The organism is Rouxiella sp. Mn2063, from assembly GCF_049319665.1.
GTDB lineage: Bacteria > Pseudomonadota > Gammaproteobacteria > Enterobacterales > Enterobacteriaceae > JBMOUD01.
On sequence record NZ_JBMOUD010000016.1, the window covers coordinates 96,168 to 103,400 of the forward strand.

The window sequence follows — 7,233 nt, forward strand, 5'->3', positions numbered from 1 at the left end:
CCCGATGAGCTTACGTGGGTAAGTGATTCGGGTAAGTGAGCGTAGCCAACGCAGAAGCAACTTCAAGTATGACGGGTATATAAATAACACTGTTGCGCCAGGTCTATAATGTCTGGCACAACATCATCTCTCCCTTCATTTTTTCAGATAATAAGCCTTTCAAGCAGTGGTGTGTTTAACCCGCGGGCATTTCTTTTATATTCCGCATGAACATTTCATGCTATTACGGCACTGAAGACAAGCCATCGATAAAGTTATCAAAGACCGCGGGCATGCCGCCGCACGTAATAAAACCGTTTTATAAACTGATACTTAATATAATTTTCTCCAATTAAACATAAAGAATATCTTAGTGAGTCGTCTGCCGGGAATTTAAAGGTAACTTGAGGTGGTTGAAAAATAAACTACCATTAAAAAGCTGATAGTTGAAATATTAGCAATGCTTTATCAATTAACCCTATGAGATGTAACTGGATAATATCTACATATTGGAGAAAGTTATGGATAATGCTTTGAATGGAAAAACGACAGGTTGGGATAACGTCGATGATTTACTCAACTACCATAATCGCGGAAACGGTTTGGAGATAAATGGGAAGACCTCATATGATCTTGAGCAGGCAGGTATACAGATCGCAAGGGGAGATTACACGTGGAATGGTGTGGGCGTAACCGGTAAGGAAGCTACCGTCACTTATTCTTTTCCCGCCTGGGCAGCTGGGAGGTATAATATCGGTGGAGATCGTATTCACTCCGCATTCACCTCAGAACAACAAGCGCAGGCCAAGTTATCATTACAGTCCTGGTCTGATGTCGCCAATCTTAAGTTCGTCGAAGTCAGTGGCGACCAATATTCCAATATAACCTTTGGTAATATTTATGCGCCCAAGACTCAGGCGTATGCGCTACTCCCTCATACGACGGATAAGAATGGCAACCCGTATCATGATTATCGGGGTTATGATGCTTCTGGGCAATCCTGGTACAGCACGACAGGGTCGGGTAACCAGCATCCTGAGTTGGGCAACTACGGGCGATTAACCTTTACCCATGAAATTGGCCACACGTTAGGACTCGACCACCCTGGGGACTATAATGCCAGCGATGATCCTAATAAAAATCCTACCTATGCTGATGCTGCCTATGCGGAGGATACGCGCGGATTTAGTGTGATGAGCTATTTTGACGCAACAATCACGGGGCAGGATTTCGCCGGGAGTTATGCTGCGGCTCCGCTGTTGGATGATATCGCCGCTATTCAGCACTTGTACGGTGCGAACATGACCACCCGTACTGGCGATACGATATATGGCTTTAATTCCAATACCGATCGGGATTTCTATACCGCGACAAATAGCAATCAGAAATTGATTTTCTCCGTTTGGGATGCGGGCGGTAATGATACTCTCGATTTCTCTGGTTATTCTCAGGATCAACGTATCAACCTGAACGCCGGTTCTTTCTCTGATGTAGGCGGGCTGAAAGGTAACGTTTCCATTGCGGCTGGAGTGACTATCGAGAACGCCATTGGTGGCTCGGGTAACGACGTGATTGTCGGTAACGACGCAGATAACATCATTAAAGGTGGGGCTGGTAATGATGTTATCTATGGCGGGGGCGGACAAGATCAACTGTGGGGCGGCAGCGGTAACGATATCTTTGTGTTCTCTGAGCTGAACGACTCGCCTTATCAGGCCCCAGATAAGATCTGGGATTTTGAGACAGGCAAGGACAAGATTGACTTATCCTTCTTTAACCAAGGGGATAAAGGCAGCGACTTCATTCATTTTGTTGACCATTTCAGCGGTCAGTCTGGTGAAGCCCTGTTGTCGTATGATACCCAGAGCAACCTCAGCGATCTGGCATTAAACATCAACGGCGGTGCAAATCCAGATTTCTTGGTGCATATCGTCGGCCAGGCCAATGTGGCTACCGACTTTATCGTGTAAAATGATAACGGCGGGTGATGATACCCGCCGTTTAATATTATAGTATGTCCACACACGCAATAAAATCGTCCTGTAAACTGATACTTAATCTATTTTTCGGCAATAAAAATAAAGAACATCTTAGTTAGTTATCTGTTACGTCATTTTAATGGCCTTGAGATGGTCGGAAAATAAACTAGTATTAAAAGTTGCAGGGTGAACTATCAGTAATACTTTATTAATTAAGTCTATGAGATGTAACAGGGTAATATCTACATACTGGAGAACATTATGGATAATGCTTTAAACGGGAAGAAAACAGGTTGGGCTAGCGTCAATGACTTACTCAACTACCATAATCGCGGAAGCGGTTTGAATATAAATAACAAGACATCATTTGATATTGATACTGCCGGCAAACAAATCTCCCGCAGCGAACAAACCTGGAATGGCGTGCATGTTACGGGCAAAGGGGCAACCGTCACTTACTCTTTCCCTGACTGGGACTACAGTAAGAAAAATTTAAACTCGAGATTCGCGGGTGATCAAGACACGGGGCTGAGTAAGTTTACGGCAGAGCAGAAAGAACAAGCGAAACTTTCATTACAGTCTTGGTCAGATGTCGCAAATATTAAATTCGTCGAAGTCGCGCCCAATGTCCGTTCAAATATCACCTTTGGTAATTTTCAAGGTGATGGGCAAGCCTATGCGATAAAGCCTCAAACCGGCGCGGGCAATGATTATAGTGGGCGTAATACTGACGGGCAAAGTTGGTTTAATATCAATTACGACCGTGCTAATACCAGTGATGGTGTTTATGCCAATTTGCATCCGGCATTAGGTAATTACGGCCGTTTAACCTTTACTCATGAAATTGGCCATACCTTGGGATTAGATCACCCTGGCGTTTATAATGCCGGGCAGGGTAATCCAACCTATGCCAATGCAAACTATGCCGAAGATACTCGTCAGTTTAGCGTCATGAGCTACTGGAGCGAATCGATGACCGGCGGGGATAATCGCGGAAGCTATGCCGCGGCTCCGCTGGTGGATGATATCGCCGCTATTCAGCATTTGTACGGCGCGAACATGTCCACCCGTACTGGCGATACCATTTATGGCTTTAATTCTAATACCGGCCGGGATTTCTATACCGCGACAAATAGCAACCAGAAACTGATTTTCTCCGTTTGGGATGCGGGCGGTAATGATACTCTCGATTTCTCTGGTTATTCTCAGGATCAACGCATCAACCTGAACGCCGGCTCTTTCTCTGATGTCGGTGGGCTGAAAGGTAACGTATCCATCGCTGCCGGGGTGACTATCGAGAACGCCATCGGCGGTTCGGGTAACGACGTGATTGTCGGCAACGATGCCGATAACATCATCAAAGGCGGTGCCGGCAATGATGTTATTTATGGCGGCGGCGGGCAGGATCAGCTATGGGGCGGCAGCGGTAACGATATCTTTGTCTTCTCTGCCCTGAGCGACTCACCTTATAAGTCGCCTGATAAAATCTGGGATTTTGAGACAGGTAAGGACAAGATTGACCTATCCTTCTTTAATCAGGGGAGTAAAGGCAGCGACTTCATTCATTTTGTTGACCATTTCAGCGGTCAGGCGGGTGAAGCCCTGTTGTCGTATAATGCCCAGAGCAATCTCAGCGATCTGGCATTAAATATCAACGGTGGTGCGAATCCAGATTTCTTGGTGAACATCGTCGGCAAGGCGAATGTGGCTACCGACTTTATCGTTTAAAACTGCAACGGTGGGTGCTGGCACCCACCATTTCAGTGCGATGACAATGTCGCCGTGAAAATTGAGATATCCGGGCATAGTACGCCTAGGGGCGCTCCGACGGACAAGCCGCTCCGACCCCAACGGCGTACTTTCCCTAATCATCGGCTTTGTCCGCAGTCTGCGATGGGTGTTGGCATATGCGTAAAACCCTTATTATTGGAATGATGCTATTTTTCTCAGGAGCTTCTATGGCAAGCAGTATGGTCTTACCTTCAGCCGAATCGCTATCCGGTGAATGGACAGTGGCTGATAAAGCACAGTCATGCGTTGTTCATCTCAGCGCGCAGAGCGATCAATCTGCAAATGGCTTCCAGTTGCGTCTGTTGTCCGATTGTCCACACGATGTGCTGCCGCAAGCCCCTGTGGCGTGGCGTCCGACGCCAGATGGCATCGCTTTATTAGACAAAGAGGGATTAACCGTTGTTTTTTTCTCACAGGATGGGGAACATTATCGCAGCCAAATCTGGGATAGCGCGGGTAAAATTCTAACCAGAAACAAACCGTAGTTTGCTGGCGTTGATACTGGCTTCAGGCGATATACGTCAATACACCGCGCATAGCCAATATCGATGCTGTTTCAGATCTGAAATTAATCGCCCAAACAGGCAGTGTCTGCTGTTTGAGCGTTAATTTTTAAGCTGTTACGGGTTCTGGCTGCGGCCATTTCACCGCAAATTGGTTTTCCGGTTCGCGCAATCCAAGATTTTCTCGCAAAGTATTGCCCTCATATTCCGTGCGATACAGCCCACGCTGTTGCAGCAACGGGATCACCGTATCAACAAAATCATCAAAAGCCGTTGGCGTACCGCCGCGTACAATAAAGCCGTCCGTTGCCCCCGAGGTAAACCAGTGCTCCAATCCATCAGCCACATCGCTGGCGGTGCCGAGGAAAGTGGGGCGTGGCGTCGCCGCTTCTAATGCAGCCTGGCGCAGCGTTAAGCCCCGTTCTTTAGCATCGCGTTTAATTTCATCGGTGGTGCTGCGGAAACTATTCTGGCCCAATTCACCGATATCAGGGAACGGCGCGTCGAGGTCGTGCTGGCTAAAATCATAGTGCTCAAAATAGCGGCCAAGGTGCTCAACTGCGCTGGCAACCGTTACCAACTGTGCGGTTTGCTGATATTTATATTCGGCATCCTCAACGGTATCGCCAATGATCACGCTAATGCCCTGGAACAGGCGGATATCCTCGGCATCGCGGCCGTTCTCTATCAACTGGCGCTTCACATCCTGATAAAACTCGCGGGCAAGTTCCGGCGTGGCCTGACGCGTATAAATGGCGTCTGCCGCCTCGGCGGCAAAGGCTTTGCCTTGCTCAGACGCCCCGGCCTGGAACACAATTGGTCGGCCCTGCGGCGAGCGGCCAACGTTCAGCGGACCGGCTACCGAAAAATATTTGCCCTGATGATTGAGCGTGTGCAATTTGCTGGCATCAAAGAACTGCCCGCTGTTTTTATCGCGAACAAAAGCATCGTCCTCCCAGGAATCCCATAAACCTTTCACCACATCGACATATTCGCTGGCAATACGATAGCGCTCATCATGCTCCGGGTGTTTATCGCGAGAAAAGTTCTTAGCCGACCCTTCCAACGGCGACGTCACCACATTCCAGCCGGCGCGACCGCCGCTAAGATGATCCAGACTGGCAAACTGACGGGCGACGGTAAACGGCTCGCTGTATGAGGTCGAAAGCGTCGCCACCAGGCCAATCTTATGTGTTACCAACGACAGCGCAGAGAGCAGAGTGATTGGCTCAAAACGATTGAGAAAATGCGGGATCGACTTTTCGGTAATAAACAGCCCGTCGGCCACAAATAAGAAATCGAATTTTGCTTGTTCTGCTTTCTGCGCCAGCTGTTGGCAAAACTTAATATTAATACTGGCGTCCGCCACCGCATCCGGGTGTCGCCACGCCGACATATTGCCAGACGCGCCCTGAATAATAGCCCCTAAACGTAACTGTCTTTTTTGCGTCATATTTATGCCTTTGCCCAATGTCGACTGCCACAGCGGTCAATGAGGTGGATAGGTGTTGATCTAGCTTGATTATTAAATTCGATAGCCCGCGAAGTAAAACAACAATAGTGGCTATCGAGTTGCGAAAATGAGATAGGGGGAGGTAATATAAGGGGAGGCTAAGTTGAACGTGTTTGTTACAGGGAGACTTGGTAGTCATAATAATGAGCAAATGGAGTTAGCTGTGAAGGTAGATGATACTCTCTATCTTGTGGTCGATAGGAGTGTTATTAATAACAAGTAAATTTTTAACCCGGTTTGAGAGGCAATTTAACACTATAAGTTGACTCGGTTAGTATTGAGCTGTATGAATGATCTAGATTATATTCTAAATTAACTATCAAAATTAAAAAGTTAAATGTATATTCTGTTTGGGGAGTAGCAGAGAGCCTTAAAGAGTTTTTCATGACTAAAAAAAAAGCGATAGAAAAAACGATGAAATATAATGAAATGATTTGTGGGTATGTGATGCCTATCTCAGATACATCAGATTATCGGGTTGGACATTGGGATGATATAAAAGCTATGCTTGATGAAGTAACTTCAAGCATAGGGTTTAAAGAAAGTCGAATCGTTAGCACTGGTCTTGATGTGTCTACAATACACAAACGCATAGTAAACAATATATATAATGATGAAATTATCATTTGTGATGTGAGTTCTAGAAATCCAAATGTAATGTTTGAATTAGGAATGAGAATTGCATTTGATAAACCAGTCGTCATTATAAAAGATAACGTTACTCAATACTGTTTCGATTCTGGAACAATTGAACATATCGAGTATCCAAAGGATATGAGATATTCTGAAATTGAAAAATTCAAAGTATCATTAAAGCAAAAAATAGAAAAAACTATTGAGCATCACAAGTCGAATCCCGATGATAGTCCTATATTACACAGCTTTGGATCATTTTCAGTAGTTAAACCAAATATCCCAGAGATGAGTGAAACTGATGAGTTTAGATCTGAACTTCAGGAGATAAAATCACTGTTATTTAATAGCTTAAGAGAAAAGGATGCCTCATCTTTATCTGAAGCTAGATGGATTAGAGAAAGGTTGCCTAAGCATCGATTTGGCTCTAATGATGATGACATTATTGCGAAAGTTTCTTCTGTGTCAGGGATAAGAATCGAAAGCATTGACGACGACACCGTATATATTAGAGCATCATCACCAGCTCGTATTAGGGAGCTAGTTCGTCAGTTTGGGTGAGTTTTATATATAAACCAACCTGCATACTCCCATTATTTATTATGACTTGTGAAAGATAAAAACTATTCATTGTTAATAGATGATAAGTATGCTTTTTTCACGTATATACTTTATTCTCTGTTAGGAGTGTTTATAATTATCTTTTTTGATGTGTTAACTCCAGCTATACATAAAAAAGCTATAAAGTCCTTGTGGTTTTGTAAGTATCCCAGCTTTAGTTCCAGGCACTTTTTGAGACTTCCGGGTTTTCAGCCATCAGCCGGTATTCTTCCGG

General features: G+C 45.3%; 5 protein-coding genes. 4 read left to right on the forward strand and 1 reads right to left on the reverse strand.

Features of this window, described 5'->3' with window-relative positions; all coding sequences use genetic code 11:
* Positions 1-500 precede the first annotated feature (500 nt).
* The 3 genes from ACL9RG_RS19280 (at position 501) to ACL9RG_RS19290 (ending at position 4,234) form a co-directional block, all read left to right on the forward strand.
* The gene (locus ACL9RG_RS19280; RefSeq protein ID WP_422794261.1) at positions 501-1,949 is read left to right on the forward strand and encodes a serralysin family metalloprotease; all 1,449 of its coding nucleotides are present in this window, start codon (positions 501-503) and stop codon (positions 1,947-1,949) included.
* Positions 1,950-2,219: 270 nt separating this feature from the next.
* Positions 2,220-3,686, forward strand: a complete 1,467-nt coding sequence (locus ACL9RG_RS19285) for a serralysin family metalloprotease (protein ID WP_422794262.1) — start codon at positions 2,220-2,222, stop codon at positions 3,684-3,686.
* A gap of 230 nt (positions 3,687-3,916) precedes the next feature.
* Entirely contained in the window at positions 3,917-4,234 is a 318-nt protein-coding gene (locus ACL9RG_RS19290) for an AprI/Inh family metalloprotease inhibitor (protein WP_422794263.1), read from the forward strand.
* Between the two features lie 127 nt (positions 4,235-4,361).
* On the opposite strand, the gene ACL9RG_RS19295 is transcribed toward ACL9RG_RS19290, so the two are convergent.
* The gene (locus tag ACL9RG_RS19295; RefSeq protein WP_422794264.1) at positions 4,362-5,705 is read right to left on the reverse strand and encodes an LLM class flavin-dependent oxidoreductase; all 1,344 of its coding nucleotides are present in this window, start codon (positions 5,703-5,705) and stop codon (positions 4,362-4,364) included.
* Positions 5,706-6,149: 444 nt separating this feature from the next.
* Here ACL9RG_RS19295 and ACL9RG_RS19300 point away from each other — a divergent pair, with 444 nt between their 5' ends.
* Entirely contained in the window at positions 6,150-6,959 is an 810-nt protein-coding gene (locus tag ACL9RG_RS19300; RefSeq protein WP_422794265.1) for a hypothetical protein, read from the forward strand.
* The last annotated feature ends 274 nt before the right edge of the window (positions 6,960-7,233 follow it).